Source organism: Actinomadura chibensis NBRC 106107 (genome assembly GCF_001552135.1).
In the GTDB taxonomy this organism is placed as follows: domain Bacteria; phylum Actinomycetota; class Actinomycetes; order Streptosporangiales; family Streptosporangiaceae; genus Spirillospora; species Spirillospora chibensis.
In genome coordinates, this window is sequence record NZ_BCQP01000004.1 from 39,957 (window position 1) to 59,574 (window position 19,618).

The following is a 19,618-nucleotide window of genomic DNA, read 5'->3' on the forward strand; positions in this document are numbered from 1 at the left end:
GCCAGACCCCCTCGGCGCGTCCGGTGACGGGCCCCACCGTACGACGAGGGTCTGACGTAACGTCGAGGGCATGAGCGAAGACGACGACGTCCTGGTCGGCCGCGACGGCCCGTTCGCCACGATCACGATGAACCGGCCGCGCCGCCGCAACGCGCTGTCCCGCGCGTTCCTGCTCGCGCTGACCGGCGCGTTCCGCGAGGTCGGGGGCACGGACGCGCGCGGGATCGTGCTCGCGGCGAACGGCCCGGTCTTCTCCGCCGGGCACGACTTCGCCGACATGGCGGGGGCGTCCCACGCCGACGTCCGCGACCTGCTGAAGGTGTGCGAGGGGCTGATGCGGACGATCCAGTCCGTCCCGCAGGTGGTGGTCGCGCGGGTGCACGGCCTCGCCACCGCCGCGGGCTGCCAGCTCGTCGCGAGCTGCGACCTCGCGGTCGCCGCCGACAGCGCCGGGTTCGCCGCGCCGGGCGGCAAGGGCGGCTGGTTCTGCCACACCCCGCTGGTCGCGATCTCGCACAACATCGGCCGCAAGCGCGCCGCCGAGATGGCCCTCACCGGCGAGGTGTTCGACGCGGCGACCGCCGCCGACTGGGGTCTGATCAACTACGCGGTGCCGGACGACGAGCTCGACAAGACCGTCCACGAGCTGCTCCAGCGCGCCACGCAGGGGAGCCCGCGCAGCAAGGCGCTGGGCAAGCAGGCGATGTACGCGCAGTTCGACCGTCCCGAGCAGGACGCCTACGCGTACGCGATCGAGGTGATGGCCGCGTCAAGCCAGACCCCGGAGGCGCAGGAGGGCATGACCGCCTTCCTGGAGAAGCGCCGCCCGGACTGGCCCGCGTGAGTCAGGGCTTGCGGCCGACGGCGCCGTAGCCGTCCACCTCGGGGACCGGCCGCCCCGGGTCGACCCGCCACTTCGACACCATCACGAGGCCCGGCTCCACGAGGTCGAGCCCGTCGAAGAAGCGGGCGAGCTGCTCCGGGCTCCGCTGCTTGTAGGGCGCGGCGCCGCTCCGGTTGTACCGCTCGTGCGCCTCGACGTTGGCCTCGCTGAGGACGTTCGTCCCGTCGTTGAGCGACAGGTAGCTGCCGGGGGCGAGCGCGTCCACGAGCCTCCGCACGATCCACCGGGCCTGGTCGTCGTCGACGACGTGGCCCATGATCCCGCTGAGGATCAATCCGACCGGCCTGGACAGGTCGATGAACTCGGCGGCCCGCCGCAGCACGTTCTCCGGGTCCTCGGCGTCGGCGTGGATATAGGCCGTCCGCCCCTCCGGCGTGCTGGTCAGCAGGGCCCTGGCGTGGGCGAGGACGAGCGGGTCGTTGTCGACGTAGACGATGACGGACTCGGGCGCGACGCGCTGCGCGACCTCGTGCGTGTTGTCGACGGTCGGCAGCCCCGTGCCCACGTCGAGGAACTGCCGGATCCCGGACTCGGCGAGGAACCGCACCGACCGCGTGAGAAACCCCCGGGACGCCTGCGCCCCCTGCGCCATCCCCGGGAAGATCTGCAGGAACTGGTCCCCGGCCTCGCGGTCGACGGGGAAGTTGTCCTTCCCCCCAAGCCAGTAGTTCCAGATCCGCGCGGAATGCGGCACGGACGTGTCGATCTCCGGCTGCTCAGCCCCTGTCATGGCCCACCCCCGAAGCCATAACACCCCAACGCCCACCGTCGGGCAAGCGACCCGGCGATCCCGCTCCGCGCGGGCGCGCCTTCCCCGGTGAGGTGGGGCGGGCGGGACTCGAACCCGCGACCGGGAGATTATGAGTCTCCTGCTCTGACCAACTGAGCTACCGCCCCGACGCGTCCCCCCGTGCGGCGGGGGCGTGGCCGCGTGTCATCTTAGCGGCGGCCTGTCGGCGCGGGCCACCGAGAATGCCGTGATCACCCCCTGGGCTCACCCCCGCGGAGTACTACTTCCGGCTGGTCGATGTCATACCTGCTGCGGAGTGACGGCCGCGGGTACCCGTCGGTAGGGTCCCGCGTATGTCACGACGCATCCTCGCCCTCGTCCCGGTCCTGCTGGCGCTGGTGTTCGCGGGCGCGTGCAAGGGGGACGGGTCCGGCGAGCCCGCGAAGAAGGCCGATTTCGACGCGGCGGAGACGCTGCGGCAGGCGGCGCGGGCGATGGCGGGCCTGAAGAGCGTGGCCTTCACGCTGGAGTCGGAGGGCAAGACCCCGGTCATCGTGAAGGGCGGGGACATGAGGCTCGTCCGCGCGGGCGACGCGGAGGGGACGCTGACGGTCGAGCAGCAGGGCCAGAACGTGGAGATGAAGGTCGTCGCGGTGGGCGACAGCATCTACCTGGACGCGGGCACGGGCGGCTGGCGGAAGGTCCCGAAGGCCCTGGCCGCGACGATGTACGACCCGTCCGCGGTGCTGGACCCGGAGCGCGGCATCGCGAAGCTGCTGTCGTCGGCGACGGCGCCGCAGGCGCAGGCGGTCGAGAAGGTGGACGGCAAGGAGACGAACCGGGTCGGCGCGACGCTGCCGAAGGAGCAGGTGGCCGGGCTGATCCCGGGCATCGACGCCGATCTCGCCGGGCAGGTGTGGGTGAACCGCGCCGACCACCGGCTCGTGAAGGTGCGCGGCCGGTTCCCGGACGGGAAGGGCGCCGTGCTGATCACGTTCACCGGGTTCGACGCCGCCTACAAGATCACCGCGCCGCGGTGAGCGGGCGCCGCCGGGTCGCGATCGGCGCGGGCGGCGCGGTGGTCCTGCTGGCCGCGCTGGACGCCTATGTCGTCACCACGGTCCTGCTCCCGGTCGTCAGGGACCTCGGCATCCCGGTCAACCGGCTGGAGCGGGTGACGCCCGTCCTGACGGGGTTCCTGCTCGGCTACGTGGCGGCGATGCCGCTGCTCGGGCAGCTCTCCGACCGGTTCGGGCGGCGCCCGCTGCTCCAGGCGTGCCTGCTGTTCTTCGCGGTCGGGTCGGTGGTGACGGCGCTGGCGCAGGACGTCCCGGCGCTGACGGCGGGACGGGTCGTGCAGGGCGTGGCGGGCGGCGCGCTGCTCCCGGTGACGATGGCGCTGGCCGGCGACCTGTGGGACGAGCGGCGGCGCCCGGTCGTGCTCGGCGCGGTCGGGGCGGCGCAGGAGCTCGGCAGCGTCCTCGGCCCGCTGTACGGCGCGGGCATCGCGGCGGCGCTCGACTGGCGGGCGATCTTCTGGATCAACCTGCCGCTGGTGGCGGCGGCGATGGCCGCCGTCCAGGTCGCGGTGCCGGGCGGGCGGGGGAGCGGGCCGCGCCCCGGCGTGGACGTCCCCGGCGGGCTGCTCCTCGCGCTCGGCCTCGGGCTGCTGGTCGTCGGCGTCTACAACCCGGAGCCGCAGGAGTCGGCGCTGCCGCCCTGGGGCGTGCCGGTCCTCGCCGCCGGGGCCGTCGTCCTGGCGGTCTTCGCGCTCTGGGAGGCCAGGGCGCGGACGCGGCTGCTGGACCTGTCCGGCGTCCGGCGCGGACCGCTGTTCGCGACGCTCGGCGTGAGCCTGCTGTCGGGCGCGGCGCTGATGGTGACCTTGGTGGACGTCGTGCTCGTCGCGCAGACCGTCCTGCACAAGGACGCCACCGAGGGCGCGCTGCTGCTGACCCGGTTCCTCGTGGCGCTGCCGGTCGCGGCCGTCGCCGGCGGCCTCGCCGCGCGGCGGGTGGGGGAGCGGTGGCCGATGGCGGCGGGGATGGCGCTGGCCGCCTGCGGCTACCTGCTGATCGCGGCCTGGCCGGCGGACCTCGCGAACGCCTCCTACGGCCCGCTGCCGCGGATGGACGTCGACCTCGTCGTGACGGGGCTCGGCCTCGGCCTGGTGATCGCGCCGGTGTCGTCGGCGGTGCTCGGGTTCGTCCCGGCGGCGCGGCACGGCGTCGCGTCCGCCGCCGTGGTCGTGGCGCGGATGATGGGGATGCTGCTCGGGATCTCGGCGCTGTCGGCGTGGGGATTCCACCGGTTCCACGCGCTGACGTCCGACCTCAGGCCGCCGCTGCCGTTCCTGATGTCGAAGGGCGAGTTCGCGCGCCAGCTGAAGGTCTACAACGCGGCCGTGCAGGACGCGCTCAGGACCGAATACCAGGAGATCTTCTGGATCACCGCCGGAATGTGCGCGCTCGGCGCGCTCCTCGCGCTGGCCGCGAGCCCCCGCCCCGGCGGCCGTGGCGGCGACCGCGGCGCCGGTCAGGGTCGGGACGGTGGCCGGATTCGGTCAGCGTTCCGGCATACCGGACGGGATTCGGGAAATGATTCGGCCACGGGTCACGTGCCGATCAGCGGACTCGGGAATATCCTGGAAAACGACGGCTAAAGGGCCTCTTGCCGGGAGGGCACTCCCCGGGGAGGTGACGCAGATGCGCAGGTCCGCCCTCGGCTGGCGAGGCACTCGGCTCACCCGGCTGCGCCGGCGGCTCGGGCTGGAGCGCAACGAGCTCCGCCGCCGGATCGACCGCGTCCAGCGGACGATCGCGCTCGCCCTGCTCGTGCTGCTGCTCGCCGCCGCGCCGCCGCTCGCCGCCTGGACGTCCTCCTGGTCGTACGAGGCGGGCAGCCGCGCCGAGCACGCCGAGCGGGCGAACCGCCACCAGGTCGTCGCGACGGTCGTCGCGACCGGCGGCATCGGCTCGTCCGGCGACCGCTACATCCACGAGACCGTCCAGGCGACCTGGCCGGGCAAGGACGGCAAGCTCCGCACCGGGACGCTGCCGAGCTGGAAGAACGCCAAGGTCGGCGCGCAGCGCGCGATCTGGGTCGACCGCTCGGGCGAGCCGACCGTGCGGCCCCGCCCGCACAGCCGGACGGTGACCGACGCCGCGTACGCGGGCGCCGCGACCGTCCTCGGCTGCGGGCTGCCGGTGCTGCTCGCCTACCTGCTCGTCCGGCGCCGCTGCGACCGGCTCCGCGACGAGATGTGGGAGGCCGACTGGGCGCGGATGGACGCCGACGCGGGCCACAACCCCCGCTCGTGACGCCCGGCGGTCTCAGCCGGGGCCAGCCGGGGCTCAGGCGGGGAGCAGGGCGCGGGCCGTCTGGATCAGCGCGGCGTTGTCGGCGGCGGGGGACCCGTCCGGGAGGGTGAGGGTGTCCTCAAGGCCCATCCGGACGTCCATGTTCAGCCGGACGGCGAGCCGCAGCACCGGCCACGCGCCGTCCTCCTCCCCGTGCAGCAGGACGGGCCGGCCGTGCTGGGTGCCGAGCTCGTTCAGCAGCGCCTTCGCCGTGTCCGTCGCGGTGCGCGGGTCGGGGTCGGTGACCTCCGCGAGGATCCGCAGCACGTGGTGGGCGTGCGGCCAGCGCAGGAACCGCCGCGCGCCGTCCGTCCCGGAGAAGATCCCGGCCTCGATCGCGACGCCCCGCTCGAACAGCGCCTCGGCGACCAGCTCGGCGCCGTCCTCGTGGAAGTTCACGGACGCGTGGTCGGGCAGGACGGTCCAGGCGCGGATCTTCGCGGCCCGCTCGACCGGGTCGGGGGCCGTCCACTCGCCGGTGGTCACCCCGACCTGGATGCCCGGCGTGGACGCGCGGACCGCCCCCACGGCGGCGGCGACATGGGCGGGTTCGACGGTGTCGGCGCCCGCGTCGTCGCGCGGGTGCAGGTGCGCGTCGTCGGCGCCGACGTCGGCGGCGGCGCGGACCGCGGCGGCGATCTCCGCCGGGGAGACCGGCACCCCCTCGGTCCGGCGTCCGTTCGGGCAGACCTGGAGCATTGGACGATCATCTCAGGTAGGGGTCAGGGACTGATGACGCAGGGGCCTCCGCCGCAGACGTCCACGACGGCCCCGCTGGTGAGGAAGACGGCCTTCTGCCGCCGGGCCCCGGCGTCGCCGCGCGGGTCCGAGTGCGGGTCGCGCCCCTCGGTCGGCGGGACGTTGCCCGGCGGCGGGGCGGGCGAGCCGCTGTCCCAGACGACCATGGCCGACCCGGCGTAGGACGACCCGAACGTCGGAATCCCCCAATAGGGGACCTTGTTCGGGTTCCGCCCCGGCCGGACGGCGGGCGCGTGGAGGCGCGCGCCGATCGTCCGGGCCTCGACCTCGGCCGCGACGGGCGCGACCTGGTGGTCGCCGAACGCGACGTGCATGAGGACGCGGTGCGGCGGCGTGTTCGGCAGCGGGTCGTCCGTCATGTGCCATGCGTACCCGTTCGCCTCGCCGCGATCCCACAGCATCTGGAGCAGCGCCAGCCCGATCTGCTGATCGAGCTTGTCGGGGTAGGCGAGGTCGAGCACCCGCGCGTAGCGCGGGAAGTCGGCGCTGCGGTTGAGCAGCGTGCTGTAGTTCATCGCCGGGACGCCGAGCACCGCCCGCCGGATGTCGGGGGACACGGCGGTCAGCGCCCCGCCCATGATGCCGCCCTGGCTGTTGCCGTCGTAGGTCAGCGGCGCCCGCCGGTCGACCAGCGGCGTGCCCGACCCGTTCTGGAACGCCCGGTCCCCGGCGAAGCCGCGGGTCATGGCGCGGCCGAGGAAGGTGAAGTTCAGCAGGCTCTGCTGGAGGCGGTCGGCGACCGTCCGGAAGCGGGTGAGGTCGGTCAGCGCGGAGACGACGTTCGGGACGTCCTCGTCCGCCATCCCGATCCACTTCGTCGCGCAGAACATGAAGCCGTGCTCGGCGGCCATCGCCTTGACGTCGCCCGCGCCGACCTCGCCCTCGCCGCCGAGCAGGCCGTGCCCGTACAGCGCGGGACGCGCCGGTCTCGTGAACGCCGACCGCGGGATCTCGCACTGGAACGGGACGGCCTGCGAGTTGCCGGGGAGCCGGGACGGCATGCCGTCCCGGCCGCGCCGCAGCGCCGAGCCGGGCGGCCCGCCGTACCGGTCGAGGTAGCTCGGCGCCCACACGACGCCCTTCACCTCGCGTCCGATCCTGTCGTCCACGTCGACCTTGACCTGCGTGACCAGGAAGGACGGCGAGCGGTCGCCGAGTTCGCGGAGCGCTTCGTCGCGCATGCGCAGCACGGGACCGGCGAGGCTCTGGCGGCTCGCGACGGTGAAGTCCCAGGCGAGGTACAGGCCGCCGCGTCCGACGCCGTGCCGCCGGAGGGCGGCGAGCACCTTTCGCTCGGCCCGCTGGCGGGCGCGCAGCGGGTCGCCGGGCGGCAGCGTCCGCCCGAGGATCTTGGTGAACGCCGCGTTCGGTCTTATCCGGTTCCCGGAGGCGTCGCGCAGGTTCCGCAGCGCGACCGCGTAGCGGTGGCCCTCCCGCAGGTTCCGCGCCGGACGGATGATCAGCGCCTTCCGGCCGTCCGGCGCGTTCGAATCCAGCTCCGCCCAGTACGGCTGGCGCTCGCCGGTCGCCGTATCGACGATGACGATCGGCGCGTCGCGGCGCAGCGAGGCGCCGACGTCGGTGACCGGCGCCGCGCCGCTGCGCGCGAGATCGACGCCGGGAACGCGGCTGAGCAGCATCGACCCGGGGGAGAAGCCGTCCGCGCGGTTCCACTCGTCCGGCCGGACGGGCGCGCCGAGCGCGTTCGTCAGCGTCGTGCCCAGGTGGACGCGGCGGCCCGTCGGGGTGCTCCGATCCGCGACCGTGTACCAGTCGTTCGGGAACGGCAGCAGGCACGCGGCCGGGTCGATCGGGTCGCAGTCGTCCCCGGTGTCCGCCGCAGCGGCGGGCGGGACGGTCGGCAGCGCGAGCGCGGCGAGCGCCGCCAGGACCGGCAGGGCCGCGAGGGTGCGCTGGCGGAGACGCACGTCCACCTCCGGGGGGATCGGTCCACGGCGCCCGTGCGCCGCCGCGAGACCACTCCGACGATCTTGAACTCAGCGGGGGCCGCGGTCAATGAGCGTCCGGAACCGGCCAGCGCGCTTGTCCCCGGCGGTGGGGCCGTGGGAGCCGAGCACGACCGGGACGCCGAGCAGCTCCTCGACCCGCTCCGCCGGGCTTCCGCCGAGCGGCTCGTACACCGGGCGCGCGGTCATCAGCCGCCGGGTGAGGGCGGCCTGGCGGTCCAGGTCGGGCGGCCCGGCCTCCAGCCGCCCGACCCGCGCGCCGCCCAGCTCGTAGGCGACGCAGACGCGCAGGTCAGGACGCGCCCCCGCGACGTCCAGATGCGTGACCGCCAGGCCGTCCGCGCCGCCCGCCGCGTCCAGCGCGTAGCGGAGCGCGACGGCGTCCAGGTGCCCGACGCGGAACGCGCCCTGCCAGCGTCCGGCGGCGTTGTGCCGGTCGGGCAGGTCGGCGGTCAGCGCCGGGTCCTCGGTGACGAACGGGCCGGGGCCGTGCCGGGTCGCGTACGCGCGCAGCACCCCGAGCCGCGCCGCCGACGCGCCCGCCTCCGCGAGCAGCGTCTCGGCGTTCGCGAACGTCGTCGTCGACCAGGTCGTGTACGGGTGGAAGCCGTGCCACTCGTCCAGCAGGACGCCCTGCGCGCCCTCGAACACCACGTCCCCGGCGCGGAGCAGGGCGCGCAGGTGGTCCGCGCCGACGATCTCGACCCGGTCGGCGAAGGCGGTGAACGCGGCGGCGCAGGCGCCGACGTCCGGGACGTCCTCGCCGCCGGGGAAGGTGTCGCGGTACCAGTCGCGCAGCGCGGCCAGCCGCCGCCGCAGCCGCGCCGGGGACCGGCAGTCGGCAACGCGCGGCGCGTCGGCGTGCGCGAGCGCGTAGGACGCCGTCTCCCCGACGCCCATCCCGCACGACCCGTGCCGGGCCGCGCCGCGCGCGGACTCCCGCGCGCGGTTGGCGGCCCGGTGGTACGGGGTCGTGAGCAGGGCGCCTTCGTCGGCGGTGAGCCGGTCGAGCGCGTCCGGCACGCCGAGCCCCCGCAGGTGGTCGGCCTCGGCGGCGAGCGCCAGCGGGTCGACCATCATGAACCGGGACAGGTGCGTCCGGACGCCGGGCGTGAACGTCCCCGACCCGAACTGGGCGAACGTGTGGTGCCGCCCGTCGCGGGCCACGACGTTGTGCGCCGCCTGCGCGCCCCCGTTGAAGCGCACGACCGCGCTCACCGGGTTCGCGGAGCAGAGGTGGTCGACGACCGTGCCCTTGCCCGCGTCCCCGAAGCCGAGGTCGACGACGATCACGTGGCCCATGGTCAGAGGCGGGTCGTCCCGGACGGGGCGCCCCGGTCCAGCCCGGGCGGCGCGGCCGACACCGCGGCCGGCGCGCGGGACGCGTCCAGCCGGGCCAGCGCGCGCGACACCGACGGGCCCGCGTCCGACCCCGCCTCCGCGAGGTGCTCCAGGCCCTCGTCGAGGTCGATGGCGTCCTCGGCGAGCCCGATGGTCAGCGCGATCGTCTCGCACACCGCGTCGAGGTCGTCCAGGTACAGGACGTTCTGGCCGAGCAGCCCCTGCCAGAAGTCCCGCAGCTCGCGGCTCCCGGAGTGGTAGGCGCCCTCCGGGATGATGAAGTACACCTCGTACCTGCGCCGCAGCTCCCGGACGATCTCCTCGACCGGGACGTCCTCGGCCAGTTCGTCGCCGATGACCCTGGCGACCTCGCGCCGCTTGACCTTCGGGTAGGCCAGCTCGTCCCCGATCATGAACAGGTAGCCGCGCTTCCCGCGCCTGTCGAAGCAGTCGATCGAGGTGTGCCGGGCCATGAAGTACATCGCGAGCTCGTAGGACTCGGTCATCTGGCCGCCGCCCCCGCCTTCGAGCAGGATCTTGCCGAGGTCGTCGTCCATCCGGTTGTCGGCCTCGAACTGGCCGACCTGCAGCGGCGCGCGGTCGCAGGTCGCGTCCCCGACCGCGCCGAACAGGATGTGCGGGTGCTCGACGTACCCCTTGCGCAGCAGCAGCCCGAGCAGGTCGGGGAGCTTGGCCTGGAGCGTGCGCGGGACGTTGCGCATCGAGCCGGTCACGTCGAACAGCACGCCGATCGCCAGCGACTCGGGGTGGTCGTCGGAGTCGCGGCTCTCCCGGACCTTGACCCCGCACGGGTCGAGGTCGGGGTGGACGGCGGTGGCCCCGCCGTCGGAGTAGGCGAACGCGCTCGCCCCGGTGGACGCGCGGTAGCTCGCCCGCGCGGCGTAGACGTCGGTGGACCAGTGTCCGCTTCCCATGGTCGTCTCCTTCAGTGGAGGGAGGGCAGGTGGAACGGGCGGAAGCGGCGCGGGCCGTAGAGCCGCTCCAGCAGCTCGTCGAGTTCGGCCAGCAGCCGCCAGGCGTCGGCGGGACGCCGGTTCGGCGCGGGCAGCAGGCAGCCCCGCGCGAACGAGCGCATCGCCTTCGGGGCCTTGTCGCCCATCAGGTCGGTCATGCACCGGGTGGCCATGTAGAGGTCGGTCGCGGGGCTCGCGGGACGGCGTCCCGGCACCTCCGGCGGGTACCACTCCGCGTACCGGTCGACCATCGCCGGGACGCGCCCGGACCCGTCGACGCGCGCGTAGCAGCCCGGCACCGAGTAGCACCAGTCGACCAGGACCAGCCCGTGCCGCTCCGGATGGATCATCACGTGGTCGGGCAGGACGGCCCCGTGCAGGACGCCCGCGCGGTGCGCGAACCCGAGGCCGACGAGCAGCCGCCGCCACATCCAGGCCGCGTCGCGCGGGTCGACGCCGCCCGGGTACGCGCGCCGCACCTCGGCGAGGGTGTGGAAGCCGTCCAGCGCGGCGATCGCGTTGACGTGCCGCTGGGCGCCGGTCGAGGAGTCCTTGTGCCGGAACGACTCGACGAGCCGCGGGACGTACGGCAGGAACCTGCCGTCGCCGTCCTTGGGCAGTTGGCGGAGCGCGACGGCCTCGCGTTCGAGCAGGTCGCCGTCGCGCGGGTCGCGCGGCATCTTCAGCAGGACGGCGGGCCCGGTCTCCGGGCGTGCCGCGTACAGCTCGGCGAGGTCGCCGCCGACCGGGTCGCCGTCCAGCCGGTAGACGGCGCGGCTGGTGGTGATCACGGCCGGGTCGTCGCCCCGGCCGTGGGCGCGCCAGAGCGCGTTCAGCCGGACGAACGCGTCGCGGGTGCGCCCGCCGGTCGCGTCCGGGTGGACGAGCCTGACCAGCCGCCGGTACCGCCGCGCCGCCTCGTCCGGGTCGGCGCCGAACAGGTCGGCGGGCACCCGCGCCCGGTCGAGCCGCGCCAGCGCCTCGTCCACGTCCATGCTCATCTGATCTGCTCCTCCCTGCTGGGCCTCAGCAGGGCGGGGTGCAGGAGGCGGGCGTCGCCGGGACGGTAGAGGCGCGGGCGCGGGCCGCCGCGCCGCCCGCCCCGGTCGGACGTCTCGCCGGTGCTCTCCACGAACCCCGGGACCGACAGCACCTTCCGGTGGAAGTTGCCCGCGTGCAGCTCCTCGCCCCACACCGCCTCGTACACCGAGCGCAGCTCCGGGATCGTGAACTCGCCGCCGCAGAACGCCGTGGCGAGCGGGGTGTACTCCAGCTTCCCGCGGGCGCGCTCCAGGCCGTCGGACAGGATGCGCGCGTGGTCGAACGCCAGCCGCCGGGTCGTCCCCGGACGCTGGGCCGCCGACTCGGTGAGGCCGAGCGCGTCCACCGGGACCCAGGCCGCGTCGGCCGCGTCGCCGCCCGCCTCCGGGTCGGGCAGCTCCGGCGCGAACGCCAGGTAGGCGACGGAGATGACGCGCATCCGCGGGTCGCGTCCGGGCGCGCCGTAGGTGCCGAGCTGCTCCAGGTGGACGCGTCCGATCACGCCGCCCTTCGCGCTCAGCCCGGTCTCCTCGGCGAGTTCGCGGACGGCGGCGTCCGGGAGGTCCTCGGCGCCCGCGCCCGCCGGCCCGCCCGCGTGGACGAAGCCGCCCGGCAGCGCCCACATCCCCTCGTAGGGCGGGCCGCCGCGCCGCACCAGCAGGACGTGCAGCGCGCCGTCGCGGATGGTGAGGGCGACCACGTCCACGGTCACGCTGACGGGGTCGTAGTCGCGCGGGTCGTACCGCGCGAGGAACTCGCTCTCGTCGCGCTCCGGCTGGGGGGTGGTCATGCCGCGTCCTCTCCGGTCGTTCTTGGTCTGAGTAGATCTCAGAACGAGATCATCTCTGATTGAGAATAACCTAACCCGGACGGGTCCCCGTGTCCACCCCTGGAGTCCCGGGAACGAGCGCGGGCGCCGCTCCCGGGGGAGCGGCGCCCGCTACCTTTGGCGAAACTTCACAAAACAGAGTTTCCGGAGCGACGGTCAGCGGCGGTGCCGCCCGCCCTGCGGCGGCGGCTCCTCGTGCTCCTCGTCCTCCCAGGTCGGACGGCGGTTCTCGCGGCGCCCGGCGGTGTAGGCCCCCGAGCCGTACTGACCGGACTGGTACGGCCCCGTCGAGTACGGGTTCGGCAGTCCTGGGTCAACGGAGTAGGGGTCCTCGGACGGCTCGCGCGCCTCGTACCCGCCGGACGGGTATCCGCCCGTCCCGTACGCGCCCGACCCGTACGCGCCGGACTGCTGGCTCCCGGAGCCGTGGCCTCCCGAGGTGCCGGGACCGTAGCTCCCGGAGCCGTAGCTCCCGGAGGCGCCCGACTCGTGGCCGCCCGAGGCGCCCGGGGTGTAGCCGCTGGACGCGCCCGTCCCCGGGATGTAGGTGTCGAAGGAGTCGCGCGGGCCGGGCTCGGGGGAGAACCGGCCGCCGGGCTGGCGGCGTCCCGCCGAGTACCGGCCGGTCGGGTACGGGCTCTCCGGCGCGCCGGGCCGCTGCTCGGCCGCCCACGCGCCGCTGTCGTAGTGCGGCTGCCGGCCGCTCCCGTACCGCCCCTGGTCCTGCCCCGGGTACTCGCCCGACAGGTACGCGGGCGGCTGCGCCGCGCCCGGCGGGCTGGTCAGCGGCGCGACGCCCGGCGGCGGCGCGGTCAGCCGGGAGGCGGCCGGGCGCTCCGGCGGCGGCGCGTCCAGCAGGAGCTTCATCTGGCTCTTGCGCCGCCCGTAGGCGACGTAGAGCAGGACGCCGGCCGCCATCCAGACCGCGAAGTAGCCCCAGGTCTGGACCTTGAGGTTCAGCATCATCCAGCCGATCGCGATGATCGTCACCGCGGCGGTGAGCGGCGCGACCGGCACCTTGAACGGGCGGTGCAGGTCCGGACGGGTGCGGCGGAGCGCCACCATCGCGGCCGGGACGAACAGGAACGCGAACAGCGTCCCGATCACGACCATCTGCTCCAGCGTGAGCACGTCGACCGTCTGCGACACCACGAGGGCCGCGCCGCCGGACAGCAGCGTCGCCCGCGACGGCACCTTGTACTTGCTCATGGTCGCGAGCGGCCGGGGGAGCAGGCCGTCGCGGGACATCGAGAACACGACGCGGGTCAGGCTGATCAGCAGCACTAGGATCACGGTGGTCAGGCCGAGCACCACGCCGACGTCGACGAGCTTGCCCATCGCGCCCGCGCCGACCGAGTCGAACGCCGCGGCGATGAGCACCTTGTCCGGGTCGAGCTTGGCGAAGCCGTCCATCCCGACCATGCCGACCAGGACGACCGCCACCGCCGCGTACAGCAGGACGGCGGTGATCAGCGCGGTGAGGATGCCGCGCGGCACCTTGCGCGGCGCGTCCTCGGTCTCCTCCGACGCGGTCGCGATCAGGTCGAACCCGATGTAGGCGAACGCGATGGCGGGCGCGGCGGCGAACAGCCCCCAGACGCCGAACACGTGCGGCGAGCCGCCGCCGACCGCGCCGAGCAGCGCGTCCAGTGCCGTCTGGTCGCCCTTCGGGGCGGGCTGGGCCGGGGGGATGAACGGCGTGACGTTGTCGGCGCTGAAGAACTTGAGGCCGGTGGCGATGACCAGGCCGACGACGATGAGCTTCGCCATGACCATGAACCACAGGGTCTTCAGGCTCATCCGGCTGCCGGTCGCCAGCATGACGACGACGAGGAGCAGGATGCCGAACGCGAACAGGTCCGCGCCCTTCTGCTGGCCGATCAGGTCGCCGAGCCAGCCGGGCACCGGGACGCTGAAGTCGCTGAGGGCCTGCGTCGCGTACAGCGACCAGACCCGCGCGAGCACGGCGCACGCGAGCAGCAGCTCCATGATCAGGGCCCAGCCGACGATCCACGCCCAGACCTCGCCGAACGCGACGTAGCTGAAGGAGTAGGCGCTGCCCGCCACCGGGATGATCGAGGACAGCTCGGCGAGGGCCAGCGCGACCAGCAGGCAGACCCCGCCCGCGATCAGGAAGGAGACGAGCACCCCGGGACCGGCGGTGGAGACCGCCTGGTCTCCCGCGATCTTGAAGATGCCGGAGCCGATCATCACGCCGAGGCCGAGCACGACGAGGTCGCGGGTCCGGTAGACCACGCGGAGCCGGTGCCGGCCCCCGTACAGGCGGCCGGTCGCCTGCTCCACGGGCAGGCGGCGGAACATGTTGTTGCGCATGCGCATGTCCCAGGTCATAGGTGTCCCCCCAGGCCCTGAACCCGCGCCGCTGTTCGCGAGATGACGGCTTGTCGAAGTCCCTAAGAATTCACCAGGTATGAGCATAATCGCAACGTTTTCGGGGTGATTGGTGTCAGTCCGTCGTTGGCGGATCCTGCCAAACCGCCAGGTCGCGCCGTCCCGCAGCGCGCTCCTCACGCAGCGGTGATGCCGAATCGTTTTCGATGGATCGTTCCGACGTAATTCACCCCATTTCCACTAGGGAAAGCGCTTTACGATCTTTCTGGGGGACCGTCCGGGAAGCCGGGAGCCCTTGCGGCGCACGGCGTGTCGCGCGTCCGGGGTCGGCCGGTGCGGACGGTGGCATCGGACGAAGATCGATGACACCGTAGGGACGCCGCGTTCATCAGGAGGTCCGGTGTTCCGCTCCCCGTCGTCCTCGGAAGCCCCGCGCCCGGCGCCGCCGGGCCCGTCGCGGGCCGCGCGCCGCCTCGCCGCGCTGACCGCGCTCGCCGCCGCCGCGTCCCTGACCGCCCCCGCCGCCGCCCGGGCCACCGCCGCTCCCGGCCTCGCGCCCGCTCCCGTGCCCGGCCGGCCGGGCGCGCCGGTCAAGCAGCCCGTCGCCACCGGCTACGGCGGCGCCGTCTCCACCGTCGACCCCGACGCCAGCCGCACCGCCCTGGACGTGCTCCGGCGCGGCGGCAACGCGATGGACGCCGCCGTCGCCGCGGCCGCCACGCTCGGCGTCACCGAGCCCTACGTCGCCGCGATCGGCGGCGGGGGCTACATGACCTACTACGACGCGAAGACGCGCCGCGTCCACAGCGTCGACGGCCGCGAGTTCGCGCCGGGGCGGATGGGGCCGGGCTCGTTCGTCGACCCCGCGACCGGCAAGGCGCTGCCGTTCGACCAGGCGGTGACGAGCGGGCTGAGCGTCGGCGTCCCCGGCACGCTCGCCCAGTGGGACCTCGCGCTCCGCCGCTTCGGCACCCGCGGCCTCGGCGACGCGCTCGGTCCCGCCATCAAGGTCGCCGAGCGGGGCTTCGTCGTCGACCAGGAGTTCCACGACCAGACCGCGGTGAACGAGGCGCGCTTCCGCGACATCGTCCCCACCCGGAAGCTGTTCCTGCCCGGCGGGAAGCCGCCGGAGGTCGGCACGGTGTTCCGCAACCCCGACCTCGCCCGCACCTACCGCGAGCTGGCGAAGCGCGGCACCGGCTGGTTCTACCGGGGCCGCCTCGGCCGCGAGGTCGCCGCGACCGTCGCGAGGCCGCCGGTCGACCCGGCGTCCGGGCGGAACGTCCGGCCCGGCCTGATGGAGCCGGACGACCTGGCCGCCTACCGGGCCGTGGAGCGCGCGCCGACGCACGTCCCCTACCGGGGGATGGACGTCTACGGGATGCCGCCGTCCTCGTCCGGCGGCTCGACGGTCGGGGAGGCGCTGAACATCCTCGGCAACTTCCGGCTCGACCGGCGCGACCCCGCGACCGCGCTGCACTACTACCTGGAGGCGTCCAAGCTCGCCTACGCCGACCGGGGACGCTACGTGGGCGACGCCGACAAGGTCGGCGTCCCGCTGGAGGAGCTGCTGTCGTCCGGGTTCGCCCGCGAGCGCGCCTGCCTCATCCGGCCGGACCGGGCCGCCGCCGCGCCGGTCGCGCCCGGCTCGCCGGACGGCTCCTACGAGCCCTGCGTCCCGCCGGGGACCCAGACCCGCGCGCTGGCGTTCGAGGGCCCGCAGACCACGCACCTGAACGTCGCCGACAGGTGGGGGAACGTCGTCGCCTACACGCTGTCGATCGAGCAGTTCGGCGGCAGCGGCGTCACCGTCCCCGGCCGCGGGTTCCTGCTGAACAACGAGCTGACCGACTTCACCCTCCAGCCGCCCGCGCCCGGCGCGCCGCCCGACCCGAACCTGCCGGGCCCGCGCAAGCGCCCGCGCAGCAGCATGTCGCCGACGCTCGTGCTGAAGGACGGGAGCCCCCGGCTCGCGCTCGGCACCCCCGGCGGCTCGACGATCATCACGACCGTCCTGCAAATCCTGATGAACCGGATCGACCTCGGCATGGACCTGCCGACCGCGCTCGCCGCGCCGCGCGCGACGCAGCGCAACACCCCGCAGGTCTTCGCCGAGCAGCCGTTCATCGACGCCTACGGCCGCCAGCTCGCCGCGCGCGGGCACCGGCTTGAGCTGTTCCCCGGACCGCCGCTCGGCGTGATCGGCGCGGCCACCGGGCTGGAGGTGCTGCGGCCTGGGCTCGTCCAGGCGGTCGCGGAGCCGGTGCGGCGGGGCGGCGGCAGCGCGCTCGTCGTACGCCCCGCCCGGCCGGGCGCGGCGGGGTAGTGACCGCGGCGGGGGCGTGCGCGCGCGGCGACAGGGAAGGACTCGTGCCATGGCCCACACGTACGTGCAGGTGACGACCACCACCGACTCCCGCGCCGAGGCGGCCGAGCTGGCGCGGTCCGCGGTGGCCGAGCGGCTCGCGGCGTGCGCGCAGCTCGTCGGGCCGATCGCCAGCACGTACTGGTGGGAGGGCGAGATCGAGTCGGCCGAGGAGTGGATGGTCCTGTTCAAGACCTCCGCCGCCCGGTTCGAGGAGCTGGCCACGCTGATCACCGACGGGCACTCCTACGACACCCCCGAGATCATCGCCACCCCGGTCGTCGCGGGCAGCATGGACTACCTCGCCTGGATCACCGAGCAGACCGAGCCGGACGGCGCCGACGAGGCCGGTGCCGACGCCCAGGACTGACGCGGCCCCGCAGGTGGGGGGATTGATCGTGTGACGCGCGCGTGATTGGGTAAGTCTTCGGTTACTTCGGTCGGCGCCCCCGCGCCGGCCGGCGGCGACGGGAGGCGGTCGAGGTGCGGGACGTGCGCGACGAGCCGGCGGACCACGGGCTCTTCGGGCCGGGTTCGGTGACGTGGCGGATCATGGGCGAGCCCGTGCTGATCGTCGGCGGGATCCGGGCCCTGCTGCTCCAGGCCCTGCACCCGCGGTCGATGTGGGGGACGGCGCAGAACTCCGAGCTGATGGACCCGTCCGCGGCGTGGGCGCGGCTCGGCCGGACGGTGGAGTTCGTCCGCGTCCGCACCTACGGGACGGAGGCCGAGGTCGAGCGGGTGGGCCGCCGCGTCCGCAAGCTGCACTCCAAGCTGACCGGCCTCGACCTGTCCACCGGCGAGACGTTCCCGGTGGACGACCCCGAGAACCTCCTGTGGGTCCACATGGGCGAGGTCGACTCCTACCTGGACGTCGCCCGCCGCGCCGGGGTCGGGCTCACCCGCGCGGACGCCGACGCCTTCGTGGACGAGCAGCGCCGCGCCGCCGCCGTCGTCGGCCTCGACCCGGCGCAGGTGCCCGCGTCCGTCGCCGAGATGCGCGACTACTACGCGGGCATGCGCGGCCGGATCTGGGCGTGCGACGAGGCGAAGGACGGCCTGCGCCGGATGTTCAGCCCGGCCGTCCCGCGCAACCTGCTGCCGCTGAAGCTCGCCGCGCCCGGCATCGGGATGCTGGTCGTCGCGACGCTGCCGCGCTGGGCGCGCCGCATGTACGGGCTGCCGGGCCTGCCGACGTCCGACCTCGCCGCGACGGTGACGCTGAAGGGGCTGCACCGGACGACGCGGATCGTCCCGGAGCGGTACCGCTACTCCCCGGACGCCCGGCGGGCCAGGCGCCTCACGCGCGAGCACGAGGCCGACCCGGCCGCCTGGACGATCGCGTCCTGAGGCGCGCGCCGGGGGTCACTCGAAGGGGACCGCCCCGCCCTCGCCGTCCTTGGCGCGCGCGCCGTGCCGGGGGAGCAGCAGCGCGGGGACGATCAGCACGGCGGTGAGGCCGAGCGCCACCCAGAACGTGTGCCCGAACGCGTCCGCCAGCTTCGGCGCGACCTGCTCGCGCACCTGCTCGGGGATCCGCCCGAGGCCGCCCGCCTCGGCCCCGCCGCCGCCCGCGTGCGGGATCCGGTCGCTGATCTGCCGGGACAGGACGACCGCGAGCAGCGCCGTCCCGACCGACCCGCCGAGCTGGACGATGATGTTCAGCGTGCTGCTCGCCCGCGACACCATCTCCCTGCGCAGCGTCGTGAGCGCCGCGGACATCGTCGGCATCATCGTGCAGCCGAGCCCGAGCCCCCGCACGTAGAGGGCGGTGCCGAGCAGCCAGTAGGACGTGTCGGCCTGCACGAGCGCGAAGGGGACCGTCCCGAGCACCAGCAGCACGATCCCGAACGGGACGATCCGCCCCGCGCCGAGCTTGTCGGTGATCACCCCGGCCAGCGGCATCGCGGTCGCCGCGCCGAGGCCCTGCGGGGCGAGCAGCAGCCCGGCCGCGAACGCGCCCTCGCCGCGCCCGGTCTGGTAATAGAGCGGGATCAGCAGCATCGAGCCCATCAGCGCGATGCCGACGAAGAACACGGCGGCGGACGCGGTCGCGAAGGTCCGGTCCGCGAACAGCCGCACGTCGATCAGCGCGCGCTCGCCCCGGCTCAGGCTGTGCAGCGCGAACAGGCCGACGAGGACGACGCCGGCCGCGAGCCAGCCGATCGTCGCGGGGTCCCCGAAGCCGCCGTGGCTGGTCGCCGTGGACAGCCCGTAGATCAGCAGGACGAACCCCGGCGGCAGCAGCACCAGCCCGCGCACGTCGAACGCCGGCGCGCGGTGCTCGCCGTGGTCGTGCGGCACCTTCCACCAGGCGAGCGCGAGGGCGAGCGCGCCGACCGGCAGGTTCACGAAGAAGATCCAGCGCCAGTCGACGTCCTCGACCAGCCAGCCGCCGAGCACCGGGCCGAGGACGGGCCCGAGCAGCATCGGCACGCCGATGATGCTCATGATCCGGCCGAGCCGGCGCGGCCCGGCCGCCATCGTCAGGATCGCCATCCCGGTCGGCATCAGCATCCCGCCGCCGAGGCCCTGCAGCACCCGGAAGACGATCAGCGACTCGATGTTCCAGGCCAGGCCGGACAGCACCGAGCCGAGGACGAACAGCACGATCGACGTCATCCAGACGCGCCGCCCGCCGAACCGGTCGACGGCCCAGCCGGTCAGCGGGATGACCGTGCCCATGGCCAGCATGTAGCCGGTGATCACCCACTGGATGGTGGACAGCCCGGCGGAGAAGTCGCGGCCGAGCGTCTCCAGCGCCACGTTGACGATCGTGGTGTCCAGGATCGCCATCACGGTCCCCGACACGATCACCAGGCCGAGCACGATCGTCCGGCGGTCGAGCCGTTCGGCGGGGCCGCCCTCAGGCGGCGCCACACTGGTGGACGGGATTTCGGCCATGGTCGGCCCCCTTGCGTCGGTCTCCGGTTGCCCCGTGTCCCCGATCGTTGAACCGTGAAACACCTTGAAGTTCAATATGTCTGGCAGTGGATC

16 protein-coding genes and 1 tRNA gene are annotated in these 19,618 nt (G+C 74.3%); 7 read left to right on the forward strand and 10 right to left on the reverse strand.

Annotated features, from left to right (window positions below):
• Window positions 1–70 precede the first annotated feature (70 nt).
• The gene (locus tag ACH01S_RS02075; RefSeq protein ID WP_067884694.1) at window positions 71–844 is read left to right on the forward strand and encodes an enoyl-CoA hydratase-related protein; all 774 of its coding nucleotides are present in this window, start codon (window positions 71–73) and stop codon (window positions 842–844) included.
• Between the two features lies 1 nt (window position 845).
• Here the strand turns inward: ACH01S_RS02075 and ACH01S_RS02080 are convergent, their stop codons facing one another.
• On the reverse strand, window positions 846–1,634 hold the full coding sequence (locus tag ACH01S_RS02080; protein WP_067884696.1) for an SAM-dependent methyltransferase: 789 nt from the start codon (window positions 1,632–1,634) through the stop codon (window positions 846–848).
• A gap of 93 nt (window positions 1,635–1,727) precedes the next feature.
• Window positions 1,728–1,801, reverse strand: a tRNA-Ile gene (locus tag ACH01S_RS02085).
• A gap of 186 nt (window positions 1,802–1,987) precedes the next feature.
• Between ACH01S_RS02085 and ACH01S_RS02090 the strand changes: the two genes are divergently transcribed.
• From ACH01S_RS02090 to ACH01S_RS02100, 3 genes are read left to right on the forward strand one after another with little or no spacing between them, the layout of a single operon-like run.
• The gene (locus ACH01S_RS02090; RefSeq protein WP_067884699.1) at window positions 1,988–2,674 is read left to right on the forward strand and encodes an LppX_LprAFG lipoprotein; all 687 of its coding nucleotides are present in this window, start codon (window positions 1,988–1,990) and stop codon (window positions 2,672–2,674) included.
• A complete protein-coding gene (locus tag ACH01S_RS02095; RefSeq protein ID WP_083980197.1) occupies window positions 2,671–4,296 on the forward strand; it encodes an MFS transporter in 1,626 nt (541 codons plus the stop codon). Before ACH01S_RS02090 ends, ACH01S_RS02095 begins: the two co-directional genes overlap by 4 nt.
• Window positions 4,297–4,339: 43 nt before the next feature.
• Complete coding sequence (locus ACH01S_RS02100) at window positions 4,340–4,954, forward strand: Rv1733c family protein (RefSeq protein ID WP_067884701.1); 615 nt, start codon at window positions 4,340–4,342, stop codon at window positions 4,952–4,954.
• Window positions 4,955–4,987: 33 nt separating this feature from the next.
• Here ACH01S_RS02100 and ACH01S_RS02105 read toward each other — a convergent pair whose 3' ends face one another.
• The 7 genes from ACH01S_RS02105 to ACH01S_RS02135 form a co-directional block, all read right to left on the reverse strand.
• Window positions 4,988–5,692 (reverse strand): 3-keto-5-aminohexanoate cleavage protein, encoded by a 705-nt coding sequence (locus ACH01S_RS02105; RefSeq protein WP_067884703.1) that lies wholly within the window; start codon window positions 5,690–5,692, stop codon window positions 4,988–4,990.
• Window positions 5,693–5,715: 23 nt separating this feature from the next.
• Complete coding sequence (locus tag ACH01S_RS02110) at window positions 5,716–7,686, reverse strand: hypothetical protein (RefSeq protein ID WP_246236916.1); 1,971 nt, start codon at window positions 7,684–7,686, stop codon at window positions 5,716–5,718.
• A 63-nt stretch (window positions 7,687–7,749) separates the two neighbouring features.
• Window positions 7,750–9,021: an adenylosuccinate synthetase gene (locus ACH01S_RS02115; protein ID WP_067884708.1), complete on the reverse strand. Its 1,272-nt coding sequence runs from the start codon at window positions 9,019–9,021 to the stop codon at window positions 7,750–7,752.
• Between the two features lie 2 nt (window positions 9,022–9,023).
• Window positions 9,024–9,995 (reverse strand): hypothetical protein, encoded by a 972-nt coding sequence (locus ACH01S_RS02120; protein WP_067884710.1) that lies wholly within the window; start codon window positions 9,993–9,995, stop codon window positions 9,024–9,026.
• Window positions 9,996–10,006: 11 nt separating this feature from the next.
• Window positions 10,007–11,035, reverse strand: a complete 1,029-nt coding sequence (locus ACH01S_RS02125) for a serine/threonine-protein kinase (RefSeq protein WP_246236918.1) — start codon at window positions 11,033–11,035, stop codon at window positions 10,007–10,009.
• Window positions 11,032–11,865: an NUDIX hydrolase gene (locus ACH01S_RS02130; protein WP_067884715.1), complete on the reverse strand. Its 834-nt coding sequence runs from the start codon at window positions 11,863–11,865 to the stop codon at window positions 11,032–11,034. The genes ACH01S_RS02125 and ACH01S_RS02130 overlap by 4 nt, the downstream gene beginning before the upstream one ends.
• Before the next feature lie 195 nt (window positions 11,866–12,060).
• Window positions 12,061–14,244: an amino acid permease gene (locus ACH01S_RS02135; protein ID WP_246236920.1), complete on the reverse strand. Its 2,184-nt coding sequence runs from the start codon at window positions 14,242–14,244 to the stop codon at window positions 12,061–12,063.
• A 412-nt stretch (window positions 14,245–14,656) separates the two neighbouring features.
• Here ACH01S_RS02135 and ggt point away from each other — a divergent pair, with 412 nt between their 5' ends.
• The 3 genes from ggt (at window position 14,657) to ACH01S_RS02150 (ending at window position 17,971) form a co-directional block, all read left to right on the forward strand.
• Window positions 14,657–16,582 (forward strand): gamma-glutamyltransferase, encoded by a 1,926-nt coding sequence (gene ggt, locus ACH01S_RS02140; RefSeq protein ID WP_306303229.1) that lies wholly within the window; start codon window positions 14,657–14,659, stop codon window positions 16,580–16,582.
• Between the two features lie 49 nt (window positions 16,583–16,631).
• Window positions 16,632–16,991, forward strand: a complete 360-nt coding sequence (cutA, locus tag ACH01S_RS02145; protein ID WP_067884720.1) for a divalent-cation tolerance protein CutA — start codon at window positions 16,632–16,634, stop codon at window positions 16,989–16,991.
• A 122-nt stretch (window positions 16,992–17,113) separates the two neighbouring features.
• Window positions 17,114–17,971 (forward strand): oxygenase MpaB family protein, encoded by an 858-nt coding sequence (locus ACH01S_RS02150; RefSeq protein WP_246236922.1) that lies wholly within the window; start codon window positions 17,114–17,116, stop codon window positions 17,969–17,971.
• A gap of 15 nt (window positions 17,972–17,986) precedes the next feature.
• Here the strand turns inward: ACH01S_RS02150 and ACH01S_RS02155 are convergent, their stop codons facing one another.
• A complete protein-coding gene (locus tag ACH01S_RS02155; protein ID WP_067884724.1) occupies window positions 17,987–19,525 on the reverse strand; it encodes a DHA2 family efflux MFS transporter permease subunit in 1,539 nt (512 codons plus the stop codon).
• Between the last annotated feature and the right edge of the window lie 93 nt (window positions 19,526–19,618).

Coding starts and splice junctions, on each gene's coding strand:
- ACH01S_RS02155 (WP_067884724.1), bottom strand. CDS start 19,525: ATGGCCGAAATCCCGTCCACCAGTGTGGCGCCGCCTGAGGGCGGCCCC.
- ACH01S_RS02105 (WP_067884703.1), bottom strand. CDS start 5,692: ATGCTCCAGGTCTGCCCGAACGGACGCCGGACCGAGGGGGTGCCGGTC.
- ACH01S_RS02090 (WP_067884699.1), top strand. CDS start 1,988: ATGTCACGACGCATCCTCGCCCTCGTCCCGGTCCTGCTGGCGCTGGTG.
- cutA (WP_067884720.1), top strand. CDS start 16,632: ATGGCCCACACGTACGTGCAGGTGACGACCACCACCGACTCCCGCGCC.
- ACH01S_RS02130 (WP_067884715.1), bottom strand. CDS start 11,865: ATGACCACCCCCCAGCCGGAGCGCGACGAGAGCGAGTTCCTCGCGCGG.
- ACH01S_RS02115 (WP_067884708.1), bottom strand. CDS start 9,021: ATGGGCCACGTGATCGTCGTCGACCTCGGCTTCGGGGACGCGGGCAAG.
- ACH01S_RS02135 (WP_246236920.1), bottom strand. CDS start 14,244: ATGCGCATGCGCAACAACATGTTCCGCCGCCTGCCCGTGGAGCAGGCG.
- ACH01S_RS02075 (WP_067884694.1), top strand. CDS start 71: ATGAGCGAAGACGACGACGTCCTGGTCGGCCGCGACGGCCCGTTCGCC.
- ACH01S_RS02120 (WP_067884710.1), bottom strand. CDS start 9,995: ATGGGAAGCGGACACTGGTCCACCGACGTCTACGCCGCGCGGGCGAGC.
- ACH01S_RS02100 (WP_067884701.1), top strand. CDS start 4,340: ATGCGCAGGTCCGCCCTCGGCTGGCGAGGCACTCGGCTCACCCGGCTG.
- ACH01S_RS02125 (WP_246236918.1), bottom strand. CDS start 11,035: ATGAGCATGGACGTGGACGAGGCGCTGGCGCGGCTCGACCGGGCGCGG.
- ACH01S_RS02080 (WP_067884696.1), bottom strand. CDS start 1,634: ATGACAGGGGCTGAGCAGCCGGAGATCGACACGTCCGTGCCGCATTCC.